Origin of the sequence: Cellulomonas sp. zg-ZUI22 (genome assembly GCF_017353535.1) — a bacterium.
GTDB lineage: Bacteria > Actinomycetota > Actinomycetes > Actinomycetales > Cellulomonadaceae > Cellulomonas > Cellulomonas wangleii.
The window spans coordinates 351129-365880 of the sequence record NZ_JAFMUZ010000001.1; the positions used below are offsets into that span (position 1 = coordinate 351129).

Sequence of the window (14752 nt, forward strand, 5' to 3'; positions counted from 1 at the left end):
GACGATGCCGCAGCTCCGTACCTCACCCACGCGCCGCCGCCCGCGGCGCACCGCCGGCCCGCTCGTCGCGCTCGTGACGATCGTGCCGCTCGCCGCCTGCTCGACGCCCGCCGCGTCCCCCGGCGTCGACGAGGAGACCGTCACGATCGGCACGCACACGCCGCTCACCGGACCGGCGGCGGCGGGCTACTCGTCGATCTCCGCGGCCGCGTCCGCCTACTTCGACTACCTCAACGACAACGGCGGGGTCCACGGCCGCAGCATCGAGTACGTGGTCAAGGACGACGCGTACAACCCGTCGACCACGCAGACGGTCGTGCGCGAGCTCGTCCAGGAGCACGAGGTGCTCGCGGTCGTCAACGGCCTCGGCACCCCGACCCACTCCGCGGTGCTCGACTACCTCAACGAGAACGAGGTCCCCGACCTGTTCGTCGCGTCGGGCAGCCCGAGCTGGGACCAGCCCGAGACCTACCCGTGGACGTTCGGCTACAACGCGGACTACATCACCGAGGGCAAGGTGCTCGCCCACCACGCCCAGCAGACGTACGACGACGCCGTCTACTGCGTGCTCGGCCAGGACGACGACTTCGGCACCGACTTCACCGTCGGCCTGACGACGGTGCTCGACGAGCTCGCGAGCACCCAGACGTACTCGGTGTCCAACCAGGACGTGACCGCGCAGATCGGCGCGATGCAGGCGGCCGGGTGCACCGTGAACTTCCTCGCGACCGTCAACGGCTTCACGGCGCTCGCGCTCGGCACCGCCGCGAAGATGGGCTACCGCGCGCAGTGGCTGTCCTCGTCGTCGGGCGGCGACTACCCGACGCTGGTCGGCTACCTCGGCGAGGACGTCGGGCCCGCGCTCCTCGAGGGCTTCGTCAGCACCAACTACCTCCCGTTCAGCGCCGACGACCCGTGGGTCGAGCTGTTCCAGAAGGTCAACGACGAGTACAACGACGGAGCACCGTTCACGGGGAACACCGTGTTCGGGATGTCGGTGGCGTACACGTTCGCCGAGGCGCTCGCGCGCGCGGGCGAGGACCCCACGCGCGAGAGCCTGGTCGAGGCCCTGGAGTCCGGCGAGGTCGTCGGCAACGGGATCGTCCCGCTGCAGTTCGGGAAGGACAGCCGCCGGGCGTTCGGCGGCGTCGGGATCACGGTCGTCGAGGGCGGCGTGCAGGACTACGTCGGCGAGGTGTACACGACCGACACCGCCGACGGGGACGTCGTCGTGTACGACGGCGAGGCGGTCCCGCTGGAGAACGACGGGATCCCGCAGAGCTGACCGGGTCGGACCCGCAGACGCGCTGCGGCCCGGGTGCGATGTCGCACCCGGGCCGCTCGTCCGCGAGCTGGCCGCCGTCACCGCACGACGGGCTCCCCGGCCGGCGTCGAGTACTGCGCGACGAGCTCACGCTTGAGCACCTTGCCCGAGCCGCCGAGCGGCAGCGTCTCGACGAGGTGGACCACGCGGGGGTACTTGTAGGCGGCGATCAGCTCGCGCGTGAAGTCGACGACCTCCTGCGCGGTCGCCGCGCGGCCGGGCATGAGGACGACGGCGGCGTGGACCTCCTGGCCGTGCGCGTCGTCGGCGATGCCGAACACCGCGGCCTGCGCGACGGCCGGGTGGCGGACCATCGCGTCCTCGACCTCGCTCGGGTACACGTTGTAGCCGTTGCGGACGATCATGTCCTTCTTGCGGTCGACGATCGTCACGATCCCCTCGGCGTCGACGGTGCCGAGGTCGCCGGTCCGGAACCAGCCGTCGACGACGGCCGCAGCGGTCGCCTCGGGGTTGCCGAGGTAGCCCTTGAACAGGTTGTGGCCACGCACCACGATCTCGCCGAGCTCGCCCGGGCCGAGCAGCACGATCCGACCCTCGACCTCGGGGTCCGCCACCTCCACGTCGACGCCCCACAGCGGCCGGCCGACGGTGCCCGGGCGGATGGGCTCGCCGACGTAGTTGAACGACACGGTCGGCGCCGTCTCCGTCAGGCCGTAGCCCTCGTGCACCTCGGCACCGAACTCCTGCGCGAACGCCTCCAGCAGCGCGACCGGCAGCGCGGCGCCGCCCGAGACCGCGTACTTGAGCGGGGGCCGGGCGGGCGTGCGCGCGGCGGCCTGGACCATGCCGAGGAACATCGTCGGGACGGCGGTGAACACCGTCGCGCGGTGCCTGACGAGCAGCGCGAGCGCCTCGTCGGGGTCGAACCGGGGCAGCAGCACGATCGCGGCGCCGCGCCGGAACGCGGTGTTGAGCACGGCGGACTGGCCGAACGTGTGGAAGAACGGCAGCCCGCCGAAGACGACGTCATCGGCCTGCAGGTCCGTGGTGTCGAGCAGCGTGACGTGCACCTGCTCGATCAGGGTGAGGTGCGAGGCGACCGCGCCCTTGGGTCGGCCCGTCGTGCCGCTCGTGTACAGGACCGTGGCCGGCGCGAGCGGGTTGACCGACGCGTACGTGTGGACCGGTTCCGCGGCGTCGGCCTCGTCCTCCAGGCGCGGGGCCGGGACCGCAGCGGCGTGCACGTCGGGAACCAGGACCGTCACGGCGGGGACGCCGGCCGTCGCGGCGGCCGGCAGCGCCTCGCCGAGCATCGGGGCCGCGGCGACGAGCAGCGTCGCGCCGCTGTCGCGCAGCACGTACTCGATCTCCTGGGCCTTGAACAGCAGGTGCACGGGCACGACGACCGCGCCGAGCGACAGGACCGCGTAGTAGACGCGCGCGAAGTCGGGCACGTTCGGCACGAGCATCGCGACGCGGTCGCCCGGCCCGACGCCACGGTCCCGCAGGGCACCGGCGTACGCGCGCGTACGGTCCCACAGCGGGCCGTAGGTCAGCGCGTCGTCACCGAAGTGGAACGCGACCCGGTCCGGGTGGCGGCGGGCGGTCTCGGCGAGGATCGCGGCGACGGAGAGCGTGCTGTGCCCTGGGCCGGTGAGGATCGGGTCGGGGGTCATCTCGGGGTCCCTTCGCATGTGGTGACTTCGGCGGCGACTACAGCGGGGGTGGTGCGGGGGTCGTGCGCGGGTGGTGCGGTGCGAGCGGGCGGGACGTCACGTCGGGCGCGGTCGGAGCTCGGCCTTCCCGAGCGAGGAGAGGTGGACCTCGTCGGGCCCGTCGGCGATCCGCAGCGACCGTGCTGCGGCGTACATCGCGGCGAGCGGCTGGTCCTCGCTGAGCCCCGCCGCACCGAACACCTGGATCGCGCGGTCCACGACCTGCTGCACCGCGCGCGGGACCGCGATCTTGATCGCCTGGATCTCGGTCATCGCCGCGCGGTTGCCGACCGTGTCCATGAGCCAGGCGGTCTTGAGGACGAGCAGCCTCAGCGCCTCGACCTGGATGCGCGACTCCGCGGCCCACTCCCGCACGACGCCCTGCTCGGCGAGCGGCCGGCCGAACGGGGACCGGGACGCGGCGCGCTCGCGCACCAGGTCGAGCGCGCGCTCCGCCATGCCGAGCGCCCGCATGCAGTGGTGGATGCGGCCCGGTCCGAGCCGGGCCTGCGCGATCGCGAACCCGTCGCCCTCACCGCCGAGCAGCGCCGAGGCGGGCACGCGCACGTCCTCGAACGCGATCTCGGCGTGCCCGCCGTGGTCGCGGTCGTCGTAGCCGAGCACGGTCAGCGGGCGGACGACCCGCACGCCGGGGGTGTCGCGCGGGACGAGCACGATGCTCTGCTGCCGGTGCCGCGGCGCCTCGGGGTCGGTCGCCCCCATGACGACGAGCAGCGTCGCGTCGGGGTTCATCGCGCCCGTCGACCACCACTTGCGACCCGTGACCACCAGGTGGTCGCCGTCGCGGCGGATGCGGGTCGCGATCTGGGTGGCGTCGGACGACGCGGCGCCGGGCTCGGTCATGCAGAACGCCGAGCGCGTCTGCGCGGCGAGCAGCGGGTCGAGCCAGCGCTCCTGCTGCTCGGGGGTCCCGAACTCGGCGAGGAGCTCGCAGTTCCCGGTGTCGGGGGCCGCGCAGTTGGTCGCGACGGGGCCGAGGCGCGGGCTGCGGCCCAGGAGCTCGGCGACGGGCGCGTACTGCAGGTTCGTCAGCCCGGCGCCGCGCGGCCCCGGCAGGAACAGGTTCCACAGGCCCTGCGCCCGCGCGATCTCCTGCAGCTCGCGGACCACCGGGCGCGGACCCCACTCGTCGGGGGTCGCGGCGACCTGTGCGTCGAGCACCGGCTCGGCGGGCAGGACGTGCTCGTCGAGGAACGTGCGCGTGCGCGTGCGCAGGTCCCGGGTCCGCTCGTCGTAGGCGAAGTCCACGTCCGCTGCTCTCAGCTCGCGCCGTCGAGGCACGCGAGGCCCTCGTCGGCCAACGGGAGGACGAGGGTGCCGATCGCGTCGAAGCCCTCGCCCACGGTCTCGCCCGCGCGGTACCGGAAGTGCACACCCTCGAGGATCACCGCGAGCTTGTACGCCGCGAACGCGCGGTACCAGGACAGCTCGGGGACGGACGAGCCCGACCGGGCGGCGTACGCGTCGGCGAGCTCGGCGAACTCCGGGTAGCCCGCAGCGGGGTCGACCGCGCTCGCGGTCAGGCCGTCGGGCGGCGCGATCCGGCGGATGTCCCAGTACAGGCCGAGCATCCCGAGGTCGACGGCGGCGTCGCCGAGCGTGGCCATCTCCCAGTCGAGCACCGCCGCCACGTGCACGCCGCCCGCGCGGGAGACGAGCGCGTTGTCGAGCCGGTAGTCCCCGTGCACGAGTCCGGTGCGGACCGTCGCGGGCACGTGCTCGCGCAGGCGCTCCTGCAGCGCGTCGAGCGCGGGGAGGTCCCGCGAGCGCGAGCCGTCGTACTGCCGACCCCAGCGGTGCAGCTGGCGGCCGAGGTAGCCGTCGGGTCGGCCGAGGTCGCCCAGCCCGACGGACGCGGGATCGAGGGTGTGCAGCTCGGCGAGCAGCTCCGCGAGCTCGAGGCTCAGGGCCCGGAGCTCGGCGGGGGACCAGGCGCCGTTCTGCGTGGGGTCGCGCAGCGCCTCGCCCTCGACCCGCTCCATGACGAAGAACGGCGTCCCGGTCCCGGCGCTGCCGTCGGCGTCGTCGACGAGGTCCACGGTCGCGGGCACGGGGACGCGGGTGCTGCCGAGCGCGCGGATCACGCGGTGCTCGCGGGCCATGTCGTGCGCGGTCTCCTGCACGTGGCCCAGCGGCGGCCGGCGCAGCACGAGCGGGACGCGCGCGCCGTCGACCCGGTACGTGAGGTTGCTGCGGCCGCCGGCGAACAGCGTCGCGCGCAGCGGATCGTCGGTCGCGAGCTCGGGGTGCGTGCGGCGGAGCCACGTGTCGAGGCGCGCGACGTCGAGACCGGGCAGTGCCCGTGCGGTGGTGCCGTCATCGACGGTCCGCCGGCCCGGCGAGGGCGGGACCTCCGGCGTGCCGGCGGACGCGGTGGGCGCGTCCGGGACGGGCTGGGTCACCGGCGACCACCTCCGCGGTTCGGGCGGGCGGCGGTGCCCGCGCTCCGCAGCATACCGGACAGTCGGTATGACGCGCCGCCCTGTGTCCCTGGTGGTCGACGCCGTGACGACATCCCCCGACACCGACCCGGCGCCGGCGACGGTCCCGGGGTGAGTCAGACCAGGAGGTCCCGCTCGATCGCGGCCCGGATCGCCTCGGGGACCGGCGCCGGGCGGCGCGAGTCGCGGTCGACGAACACGTGCACGAAGCGCCCGGTCGCGATCGGCTCCGGCTCGTCCGCGCGCAGGATGCCGAGCTCCCACGTGATGCTCGTGGTCCCCACGCGGCCCGCGCGCAGGCCGACCGCGAGCGGCTCGGGGAACGACGCGGGCGCCCGGAACTCGCACGACGACGAGACGCACAGCGCGATCCGGTCGCCGCCGAGGGGGTCGAGCCCGGCGCCGATCATCCAGGCGTTGACGGTCGTGTCCATCGCCTCGTAGTAGACGGTGTTGTTGACGTGCCCGTACTGGTCGTTGTCGTTCCAGCGCGTCGGGAACGGGGCGTGGTGGCCGTAGGTCATCGGGGCTCCTCGGGGCGCAGGACGAGGTCGAACGCGGCGCGGGCGCGCTCGGCGCTCGGCGCGTCGCCGGTGATCAGGTCGGCGTACGTGAAGGACTCCGAGACCCGCACGAGCAGGTAGGCGAGGTCGACCGGAGCGATGTCGCGCCCGAACGGCCGGTCGCCGAGCTCCTGGCGGACCAGCTGCTCGACGACGGCGACGTACCGGCGCTGGATCTGGCTGTCGTTGGTCGTGAGCAGCCGCAGGGCCCGCGCGGGCTCCCGGCTCAGGAACGACCGGAAGTAGTCGGCGGTGATGAGGTCGTGCGCGAACGACGTGAGGATCGCGACGACCCGGTCGCTGCCGGAACGCCCGTGGGTCGCGGCGTCGGCCTGCTCGAGCGTCGGGACGGCGAGCGACCACAGCACCTCGGACAGCAGCGCGTCGCGGTTGCCGACCCAGCGGAACAGCGAGGTGCGGTCGACGCCCAAGCGGGTCGCGAGCCCGCCCATGTCGATGCGCTCGCCGGCGATGAACGTCTCGCGTGCGATGCGGAACGCCCGGACGGCGTCCTCGTGCGTGCCGTCCTCGAGGCGCTGGGACAGCCGGGACGGCGCGACCGCGGTGCCGACCCGCGCGAGCGAGCTCCGGTGGGTGGGGGCCGTCATGCGCCGCACTCTAGCCCCGGCCCGGCAGGGGGTTGCAACATTCCTGAGAATGATGCAACCCTGGCAGCGGGACGCGCGCGCACCGGGGCGCAGCGCGCCGATCGACGACGATCGAGGGCCGAGATGACCGACACCGCCACGACGGACCACGCCGCCACGGACCGCGCTGCCACGGACCACGGCGCCGACCGTCCGGCCGCCGCCGGGAGCGCCGCGACCGACGCCGGCGCGTACCTCGTCCCCGGCACCGACCGTCTCGCCGCCGACTTCTACGGCTTCCAGGACGAGCTCACGCCCGTCGAGCTCGAGGCGTCGCTGCGCCTGCGCGACTTCATGGAGCGCGAGGTCCGGCCCATCGCCGCCGACTACTGGGACCGCGCCGAGTTCCCGACGCAGATCATCCCCGGGCTCGCCGACCTCGGGATGTTCGGCGCGATGTGGCCCGAGACGCAGCGGTTCGAGAACAGCGCCGTGTGGCGCGGCTGGGCGGCGCTCGAGCTCGGGCGGGTCGACCCGTCGACGGCGACGTTCGTCGGCGTGCAGAGCGGCCTGGCGATGAGCTCGATCGCGATCGGCGGCTCGCCCGAGCAGCGCGCGCAGTGGCTGCCGCCCATGGGTCGCGGCGAGCTCATCGGCGCGTTCGGCCTGACCGAGCCGCTGTCCGGCTCCGACTCCTCGAAGGGCCTGCGCACGACCGCCGAGCGCCACGGCGACACGTGGGTGCTCAACGGCGCCAAGCGGTGGATCGGCAACGCGACGTTCGCCGACGTCGTCGTCATCTGGGCGCGCGACGTCGCCGACCACCAGGTCAAGGGCTTCCTCGTGCGCCGCGGGACCCCCGGGTTCACGACCACGAAGATCGAGCGCAAGCAGGCCCTGCGGATCGTGCAGAACGCTGACATCACGCTCGACGGCGTCCGCGTCGACGAGGCCGACCGGCTGCCGAACATCCACTCGTTCCGCGAGGTCGCGCTCGTGCTCCGGCTGACGCGCGCCGAGGTCGCCTGGCAGGCCGTGGGGGTGCAGGTCGGCGCGTACGAGGCGGCGGTGCGGTACGCGGGGGAGCGTCAGCAGTTCGGCCGGCCGCTCGCGTCGTTCCAGCTCGTGCAGGACCGCCTCGCGCAGTGCCTCGGGAACATCACCGCGTGCATCGCGCTGTGCCTGCAGGCGTCGCGGATGCAGGACCAGGGACGCCAGGGCGACGAGCACGCGGCGCTCGCCAAGGGGTACGCGACGACCCGCATGCGCGAGACGGTCGCGTGGTGCCGCGAGCTGCTCGGCGGCAACGGCATCGTGCTCGACCACGGGGTCGCCAAGTTCTTCGCCGACGCGGAGGCCGTCTACTCGTTCGAGGGCACACGCGACATGAACAACCTCATCGTCGGGCGTGCGATCACCGGGGTCGGCGCGTTCGTCTGACCGGCACGCCGCGCCGCCGCGCGACCGACCGACCGTCCGTCCGTCCGACCCGTCGTCGTCCACGAGAGGACCGCCCGCCATGCCCGAGGCCTACGTCGTCGCCACCGCCCGCTCACCCATCGGCCGCGCGTTCAAGGGCTCGCTGCGCAGCGTGCGACCCGACGACCTCGCCGCCGCGATGGTGCGCGCGGCGCTCGACCAGGTGCCGGCGCTCGACCCGACGCGCGTCGACGACCTGCTGCTCGGCTGCGGGCTGCCCGGCGGCGAGCAGGGGATGAACATGGCGCGGGTCGTCGCGGTGCTGCTCGGGCTCGACACCGTGCCCGGCACGACCGTGAACCGGTACTGCTCGTCGAGCCTGCAGACCACGCGCATGGCGTTCCACGCGATCAAGGCCGGCGAGGGCGATGTGTTCGTCTCGGCCGGCGTCGAGTCGGTCAGCCACGCGGCGCGCGGATCGAGCGACTTCATCCCCGGCGAGGACCTGACCAACCCGGTGTTCGCGGAGGCCGTCGAGCGCACGGCCCGGTCCGCGAAGGGCGGCAGCACGTGGCGCGACCCGCGCGAGGACGGCGAGCTGCCCGACGTCTACGTCGCGATGGGCCAGACCGCCGAGAACGTGGCGCAGCGCACGGGCACGACCCGCCGTGACCAGGACGAGTACGCCACGTCGAGCCAGAACCGTGCGGAGGCCGCGCTCACGAGCGGCTTCTGGGAGCGGGACATCACGCCGGTCACGCTCGCGGACGGCACGGTCGTCTCGCGCGACGACGGTCCTCGCGCGGGGGTCACGGTCGAGGCGCTCTCCGCTCTGGACCCCGTGTTCCGGCCCGACGGCACCGTCACCGCCGGCAACTGCTGCCCGCTCAACGACGGCGCGGCGGCCCTCGTCGTGGTCAGCGACCGCGTCGTCGACGAGCTCGGCCTGACGCCGCTCGCGCGCATCGTCTCGACGGGCGTGAGCGCGCTGTCACCCGAGCTCATGGGTCTCGGGCCGGTCGAGGCCAGCCGACGGGCGCTCGCGCTCGCGGGCCTGTCGATCGGCGACATCGACCTCGTCGAGCTCAACGAGGCGTTCGCCGCGCAGGTCCTGCCGTCCGCGCGCGAGCTCGGCGTCGACCTCGACCGGCTCAACGTGCACGGCGGCGCCATCGCGGTCGGCCACCCGTTCGGCATGACCGGCGCCCGGATCACGAGCACGCTGCTGCACGGCCTCCAGGAGCGCGACGGGACCCTCGGGCTCGAGACCATGTGCGTCGGCGGCGGCCAGGGGATGGCGATGGTGCTGGAGCGGGTGAGCTGAAGGGTGGACGGGCACTCCACGCCTTTGCTCGTTCCCCGGCCCGCCGTTCCCGACGGCTGTGGCTGCGCCGACGGAGTCCGCGGGGTCGGTGCGGCGTGGACGGCCGGGCCGGACGGTCCGGTGCCGCCCAGGTGCGGTCGACCGCGTCCCGGGGCGGCTCAGGGGCCGACGAGGTCCCGGGCGACGCCGAGCCAGCCGACGTCCTCCCGCTCCGGTAGCTCGAGCCACGGAGCCACGACGCCGGAATCGAGGTCGACGGTGCACAGGGCCACCGGGCAGGGGTCCGGTTCCTGGAGCCAGCCGGTCCGCGTCGCGAGGAGGCTGCCGCCCACGAAGCCGAGCGTGTTGGTGAGCCGGTCGACCCCGTACGGAGCCTGCGTCCCCGTGCTCGTGTCGAGCAGCAGGTAGTCGTCGGTGCTGCCCGGGTCGGCGAGCTCGTCCCACACCAGCAGCGTCCCGGCGTCCCGCCACGGGTCGCCGTACGCCATGTGCGTGTTCACCCACTCGCGGGCCGGCCTGTCGTCGTGCACGCCGATCACGCGCACCCCGAACCACGACTCGTCGACCCACCCCGGCGCCGGGAGCGGGCGCCCGATCCCGTACGCGAACAGGGCCCCGTCGGGGGAGTAGCTCGGGTACGCCTCCAGAGGCGACGCCTCCGGGACGCGCTCGACGACGCGCGAGGCGCCCGTCCGGACCTCCACCTCGAGCGCGACCGCCTCGTACTCGGGCTCCTGCAGCTCGCCGTCGGACGTCATGTCGAACGTCATGCACGTCGCGACCACCCCGAGGTGCCCGCCGTCCGGGGCCCACGCGACCCCGTCGACGCGGCACTCGGAGTCGCCGGGCGGGGGCGGCACGCCGACCGGGACCTCGCGGACGGCCCCGCTGAGCAGCTCGAGGGTCTCGACGCGCACGGTGGAGCCGCGGTACGTGAGTGTGACGAGCGACCGGCCGTCGGGCGAGAGCAGCAGCGGGTCGCCGATCGGCGGGAGCACGCCCGTGGTGACCCACTGCCCGGTCGCGGCGTCGATCGCGGCGAGGCTGTCCGCGCCGACGTCGGCGACGAGGAGGGCCTGCTCGACCCGGCGGACCGGGAAGCCGGCGGGGTCGAGCGTCCCGGCGGGCAGGTCGGCCAGCCGCCGCGCGGACGTGGTGCCGGAGCCCGGGGGCGCCGGCGAGCCGGGTGGCGCACGGACCGTCGCGACCGGTGTCGCCGCCGCGTCGTGGGGGGCCGCGCCGGGGACCGGCGATCCGGCCGGCGATGCCCACAGGCCGGACAGGCTGCCGCCGAGGACGAGGACGGCCGCGACGACCACGACGGCGATCGTGAGGTTGGCGGCGTCGCGCCGGTTCACCGCGCGCAGGTCCGAGTCATGCCAGGCTCATCGGCGGCTGGGTCCGAGGACTTGACCGGCGTCGGGCCTGCAGCCGTCGCTCAGGCCGGCACGAACAGCGCGATGGTCCGCGCGACGAGCGCCGGGCGCGGCGCACCCTCGATCTCGACGGTCACGGTCGACGACACGCGCACGCCCTGCGCGGTCGGCTCGGCGCCCTCGACCACCGTGGTCGCCCGCACGCGGGACCCCGCGAGCACGGGCTGGAGGAAGCGCACGCGGTCGAGCCCGTAGTTGACGACCATCGCGGTCCCGCCGACGTCGAGCAGCCCGGCGGTGAGCGCGGGGACCAGCGCGAGCGTGAGGAAGCCGTGCGCGACGGGCCCGCCGAACGGCGACTCGGCGGCGGCGCGCGCGGGGTCGACGTGGATCCACTGGTGGTCGTCGGTCGCGTCGGCGAACAGGTCGATGCGGTCCTGGTCGACGACCCGCCACTCCCCGGTGGCGGACTGCCCGACGGCGGTGCCGAGGTCCTCGGGCGAGCTCACGGTGATGGCGGTCATGCGCGCGGCCCTCCGGCGACGTAGAGCACCTGCCCGGACACGTAGGAGGCGTCCTCGGAGCAGAAGAACGAGACGGCTGCGGCGACGTCGTCGGGCCGGCCGACCCGGCGCACCGGGACCTCCTTGGCCGCGGCGGCCATCAGGTCGTCGTACGCCATACCGGTCCGTTCGGCGACGGCGCGCATCATGTCGGTCTCGATGAAGCCGGGCGCGACGGCGTTCACGGTGACGCCGAACGGCCCGAGCTCGATCGCGAGCGTCTTGGTGAACCCCTGCATGCCGGCCTTGGCGGCGGCGTAGTTCGCCTGGCCGCGGTTGCCGAGCGCCGACGTGCTCGACAGGTTGACCACTCGCCCCCAGCGGGCGGCGACCTGGTGCTGCTGGACCGCACGGCTCACGAGGAACGCGCCGCGCAGGTGGACCGACAGGACGGCGTCCCAGTCGTCGACCGACATCTTGAACAGCAGGTTGTCGCGCAGGATCCCCGCGTTGTTGACCAGGACGGTCGGCGGCCCGAGCTCGTCCGCGACGCGCGCGACCGCGGCGGCGACCGCGTCCTCGTCCGCCACGTCGGCGCCCACGGCCAGCGCGGTGCCACCCGCCTCGCGGATCGCGGCGGCGGTCGCCTCGGCGTCGGCCTCGCGCAGGTCGAGCACGGCGACCTGGTGGCCGTCGGCGGCGAGCCGACGGGCGGTCGCGGCGCCGATGCCGCGGGCGGCGCCGGTCACGAGGGCTGTCGTGGTGCGCGCTGTCGTCACGGGGTGGTCCCTTCGTCGAAGGTCAGGAGCTGGCGGAGCTCGCCACCGGCCGCGAGGCGGTCCATGGCGGAGTCGAGGTCGTCGAGCGCGATGTGCGAGGACACGAGCCGTTCGAGGGGCAGCCGGCCGGAGCGCCACAGGTCGACGTACCGGGGCACGTCACGCTCGGGCACTGCGGAGCCGAGGTAGGAGCCGACGACCGTGCGGGCCTCCGCGGTCAGCGTCAGGGGGGAGAGCGAGGCCCGCGCGGCGGGGGAGGGGAGCCCGACGGTGACGGTCGTCCCGCCGGGCGCGGTCGCCGCGAACGCGGTCTCGAGCGCGCGCGCGGAGCCGGCGGCCTCGACGACCACGGGGGCGCGCAGCCCGCGCTCGACGACCTCGGCGGGCGTGCACGCGACGCTCGCCCCGAGGTCCCGCGCCGTGGCGAGCTTGTCCGGCACCGTGTCGACGCCGGTCACGTCGTGCCCGAGCGCGACGGCGACGAGCAGCGCGGCCATCCCGACGCCGCCGAGCCCGACCACGACCACGGGCTCACCGGGCCGCGGTCGGCCGGCGTTGACGACCGCACCGCCGCCGGTGAGCACCGCGCAGCCGAGCAGGGCCGCGACCTGCGGAGGGACGTCGGGGTCGACGCGCACGAGCGAGGTGCGGCTGACGACGGCGTGCGACGCGAACCCCGAGACGCCGAGGTGGTGGTGCACGGGTGCGCCGTCGCGGTGCAGCCGGGTGCCGCCGCCGACGAGGGTCCCGGCGGCGTTCGCGGCGCTGCCGGGCACGCAGGGGAGCCGTCCGTCGGCGGCGCAGCCGGCGCAGTCGCCGCACCGGGGCAGGAAGGTGAGGACGACGCGGTCGCCCCGCGACAGGTCCGTCACACCGGTGCCGAGCGCGGTGACGATCCCGGCGGCCTCGTGCCCGAGCAGCATCGGCGTGGGACGGACGCGGTTGCCGTCGACGACGGACAGGTCGGAGTGGCACACGCCCGCGGCCTCGATGCGCACGAGCACCTCGCCCGGGCCGGGGTCGTCGAGCTCGAGCCGCGAGACCGTGAACGGTCGCGACTCGGCGAAGGGAGCCGGGCTGCCCGACCGTTCGAGGACCGCCCCGACGATCTCCATGCGTGACCTCCTGCCGACGCCGCCGACCTCTGGTCTCAACCTACCGGGTTCTCCGTACCGACCGGTAGGTATGTCGCCCTGCACCGCACGTACGTCGTGAACGAGCGGTCAGCGTCCCGGTCGGGGTCAGATGCGTTGCTGAAGGGACCTCAGTTCGGCACCATGAGCGGTCTCGCCTCGAGCCGGCACGCGGCGGCGGTGAGTAGCGCCATCTCCACCACATCCAGGCCACCGGCGACCGATCCTGACCGGGAGGACGACGTTGACCAGCACCGCCGACTTCGCCGCCGAGACCCTGCGCGCCCTCGTCTCCGCTGTCGACCGCCAACCCGTCCTCGTCGGGGTGGACGGCCAGGGCGGTACCGGCAGGTCCACGTCCGCGCGGTCCGTCGTCGGCTCGCTCGGCAGGGCCGTCGTCGAGGGCGACGACTGAGGAGATCGCCATGTCCGCCGCCGAGGTCACGCACGCGCTGACCGCATGGGAACAGCGCCTGCGTGACCTCGGCGCGCGGGGAGTGACCTACCTGCGCCCAGGACTCCCTCTGGACGACATCGACGCCCTCGCCGCCGAGCACGACCTCAGGCTCCCTGAAGACGCCCGTGCCGTCTGGGCGTGGCACGACGGCGAGGACGCCGCCGCACGGTCACCTGCGCTGGCGCCGTACCGGGAGTTCCCGCCGCTCCGGACTGCTCTCGAGCTGGCACGGACGTGGGCGCAAGACGCCATCGACTGGGGCCTGGCCGACGACGAGGACCTCGCTGACGTCATCTTCCGCCCGCAGTTCGTGCCGGTCCTCGGCTACCAGCACCCGCTGGTGTTCGACTGCCGGACGCAAGCGTCCACCACGGCGATGTGGACTCCTGACGCCGGCCTGGGGCAGACGCCCCATCTGACGATGGTCGAGCGGGTCCGGTGGTGGCACTGGGCGCTGGACCACGGGGCGTGGTCGATCACTCCTCAAGGGCTGTGGGCTGTCGACCTCTCGCGGTACCCGGGTGCGAGCGGTGACCTGAGCGTCAAGGACGTCCTGTCCTGACTCTCGGCGTCGTGGATCGTGAGTGGCGTCCTTAGGATGCCCTGCCGTTCGAAGTGGGCCGCACACCAGCGGCCAGTCTTCGCCGTATCTCGACAGCTCGCCCGCATCGACTACGACGCTTGGCCCTGCGGGACGTGGACGGGCGAGTCGGGCGACACGAGTTCTCGGGAGCTGGATGGGCCGGTGGGAATCGATGAGAAGGATCGCCTGTCGGATCCTGTGCCAAAGGCACCCACAACGGGCGTTCTGTCCCCGTAGAGTGTCCCGGTTCCGATCAGCCATGGAGGTCGAGTGCCCGAGGATGATCAGGTGCCGAACCGGTACCGCGAGCGGCTGGGACGGGCGCTGCCGAGGGCTCACCGGCAGGCCGAGCTGGTCGGTCGGGCGTTCGCACGGGTCGACCGGGCGATGGCGGCCGGGGCGTGGGACAGCCCGCTGGCGCAGACCTTCTACGACGGCTGCGTCGAGGCGCAGCACTCGGCGACGGTGTCGGCGGGTGGCTGCGTGGACGACATGGAGCTCCGTCACCGTCGGGAGCCGGCCCTGGTGCCGCGTGACGACCGCAGGGCACGGCCTTCATGACAGGC

The 14752-nt window shown here is 74.1% G+C and carries 15 protein-coding genes; 6 read left to right on the top strand and 9 right to left on the bottom strand.

Annotated features, from left to right (window positions below):
* Positions 1 to 4 precede the first annotated feature (4 nt).
* Complete coding sequence (locus J1G43_RS01600; RefSeq protein ID WP_207340005.1) at positions 5 to 1285, top strand: ABC transporter substrate-binding protein; 1281 nt, start codon at positions 5 to 7, stop codon at positions 1283 to 1285.
* Positions 1286 to 1362: 77 nt separating this feature from the next.
* On the opposite strand, the gene J1G43_RS01605 is transcribed toward J1G43_RS01600, so the two are convergent.
* The 5 genes from J1G43_RS01605 to J1G43_RS01625 all read right to left on the bottom strand — a co-directional run bounded on the left by J1G43_RS01605 (position 1363) and on the right by J1G43_RS01625 (position 6633).
* Complete coding sequence (locus tag J1G43_RS01605) at positions 1363 to 2961, bottom strand: AMP-binding protein (RefSeq protein WP_207377816.1); 1599 nt, start codon at positions 2959 to 2961, stop codon at positions 1363 to 1365.
* Positions 2962 to 3057: 96 nt separating this feature from the next.
* Positions 3058 to 4269, bottom strand: coding sequence for an acyl-CoA dehydrogenase family protein (locus J1G43_RS01610; protein ID WP_207377817.1), 1212 nt, complete (start codon positions 4267 to 4269; stop codon positions 3058 to 3060).
* Positions 4270 to 4280: 11 nt separating this feature from the next.
* Entirely contained in the window at positions 4281 to 5423 is a 1143-nt protein-coding gene (locus J1G43_RS01615) for a phosphotransferase family protein (protein WP_307859441.1), read from the bottom strand.
* A 155-nt stretch (positions 5424 to 5578) separates the two neighbouring features.
* Positions 5579 to 5986: a thioesterase family protein gene (locus J1G43_RS01620; RefSeq protein ID WP_207369726.1), complete on the bottom strand. Its 408-nt coding sequence runs from the start codon at positions 5984 to 5986 to the stop codon at positions 5579 to 5581.
* Positions 5983 to 6633: a QsdR family transcriptional regulator gene (locus J1G43_RS01625; RefSeq protein WP_207340002.1), complete on the bottom strand. Its 651-nt coding sequence runs from the start codon at positions 6631 to 6633 to the stop codon at positions 5983 to 5985. Before J1G43_RS01625 ends, J1G43_RS01620 begins: the two co-directional genes overlap by 4 nt.
* A 123-nt stretch (positions 6634 to 6756) precedes the next feature.
* Between J1G43_RS01625 and J1G43_RS01630 the strand changes: the two genes are divergently transcribed.
* Together J1G43_RS01630 and J1G43_RS01635 are read left to right on the top strand one after the other, a co-directional pair.
* Positions 6757 to 8052, top strand: coding sequence for an acyl-CoA dehydrogenase family protein (locus tag J1G43_RS01630; protein WP_242635185.1), 1296 nt, complete (start codon positions 6757 to 6759; stop codon positions 8050 to 8052).
* A gap of 79 nt (positions 8053 to 8131) precedes the next feature.
* On the top strand, positions 8132 to 9355 hold the full coding sequence (locus J1G43_RS01635; RefSeq protein WP_207369727.1) for an acetyl-CoA C-acetyltransferase: 1224 nt from the start codon (positions 8132 to 8134) through the stop codon (positions 9353 to 9355).
* Positions 9356 to 9513: 158 nt separating this feature from the next.
* Here J1G43_RS01635 and J1G43_RS01640 read toward each other — a convergent pair whose 3' ends face one another.
* The 4 genes from J1G43_RS01640 to J1G43_RS01655 all read right to left on the bottom strand — a co-directional run bounded on the left by J1G43_RS01640 (position 9514) and on the right by J1G43_RS01655 (position 13128).
* Complete coding sequence (locus J1G43_RS01640; RefSeq protein WP_207377818.1) at positions 9514 to 10713, bottom strand: hypothetical protein; 1200 nt, start codon at positions 10711 to 10713, stop codon at positions 9514 to 9516.
* A gap of 80 nt (positions 10714 to 10793) precedes the next feature.
* Positions 10794 to 11255 carry a MaoC family dehydratase gene (locus tag J1G43_RS01645; protein ID WP_207339999.1) on the bottom strand — a complete coding sequence of 154 codons (462 nt, stop codon included), beginning with the start codon at positions 11253 to 11255 and terminating at the stop codon, positions 10794 to 10796.
* Positions 11252 to 12013, bottom strand: a complete 762-nt coding sequence (gene fabG, locus J1G43_RS01650; RefSeq protein ID WP_207369729.1) for a 3-oxoacyl-ACP reductase FabG — start codon at positions 12011 to 12013, stop codon at positions 11252 to 11254. Before fabG ends, J1G43_RS01645 begins: the two co-directional genes overlap by 4 nt.
* Positions 12010 to 13128, bottom strand: a complete 1119-nt coding sequence (locus tag J1G43_RS01655; protein ID WP_207339997.1) for an alcohol dehydrogenase catalytic domain-containing protein — start codon at positions 13126 to 13128, stop codon at positions 12010 to 12012. Before J1G43_RS01655 ends, fabG begins: the two co-directional genes overlap by 4 nt.
* Positions 13129 to 13390: 262 nt before the next feature.
* On the opposite strand from J1G43_RS01655, the gene J1G43_RS01660 reads away from it, so the two are divergent.
* From J1G43_RS01660 to J1G43_RS01670, 3 genes are all read left to right on the top strand, one after another.
* Positions 13391 to 13561, top strand: a complete 171-nt coding sequence (locus J1G43_RS01660) for a hypothetical protein (protein WP_207377819.1) — start codon at positions 13391 to 13393, stop codon at positions 13559 to 13561.
* A gap of 10 nt (positions 13562 to 13571) precedes the next feature.
* Entirely contained in the window at positions 13572 to 14165 is a 594-nt protein-coding gene (locus J1G43_RS01665; protein WP_207369732.1) for a hypothetical protein, read from the top strand.
* A 291-nt stretch (positions 14166 to 14456) separates the two neighbouring features.
* On the top strand, positions 14457 to 14747 hold the full coding sequence (locus tag J1G43_RS01670) for a hypothetical protein (protein ID WP_207377820.1): 291 nt from the start codon (positions 14457 to 14459) through the stop codon (positions 14745 to 14747).
* The last annotated feature ends 5 nt before the right edge of the window (positions 14748 to 14752 follow it).

What these genes read in the sequence shown, in the direction of transcription:
- J1G43_RS01600 (WP_207340005.1), top strand. Translation starts at nt 5, where the DNA reads ATGCCGCAGCTCCGTACCTCACCCACGCGCCGCCGCCCGCGGCGCACC.
- J1G43_RS01605 (WP_207377816.1), bottom strand. Translation starts at nt 2,961, where the DNA reads ATGACCCCCGACCCGATCCTCACCGGCCCAGGGCACAGCACGCTCTCC.
- J1G43_RS01620 (WP_207369726.1), bottom strand. Translation starts at nt 5,986, where the DNA reads ATGACCTACGGCCACCACGCCCCGTTCCCGACGCGCTGGAACGACAAC.
- J1G43_RS01625 (WP_207340002.1), bottom strand. Translation starts at nt 6,633, where the DNA reads ATGACGGCCCCCACCCACCGGAGCTCGCTCGCGCGGGTCGGCACCGCG.
- J1G43_RS01630 (WP_242635185.1), top strand. Translation starts at nt 6,757, where the DNA reads ATGACCGACACCGCCACGACGGACCACGCCGCCACGGACCGCGCTGCC.
- J1G43_RS01635 (WP_207369727.1), top strand. Translation starts at nt 8,132, where the DNA reads ATGCCCGAGGCCTACGTCGTCGCCACCGCCCGCTCACCCATCGGCCGC.
- J1G43_RS01645 (WP_207339999.1), bottom strand. Translation starts at nt 11,255, where the DNA reads ATGACCGCCATCACCGTGAGCTCGCCCGAGGACCTCGGCACCGCCGTC.
- J1G43_RS01655 (WP_207339997.1), bottom strand. Translation starts at nt 13,128, where the DNA reads ATGGAGATCGTCGGGGCGGTCCTCGAACGGTCGGGCAGCCCGGCTCCC.
- J1G43_RS01665 (WP_207369732.1), top strand. Translation starts at nt 13,572, where the DNA reads ATGTCCGCCGCCGAGGTCACGCACGCGCTGACCGCATGGGAACAGCGC.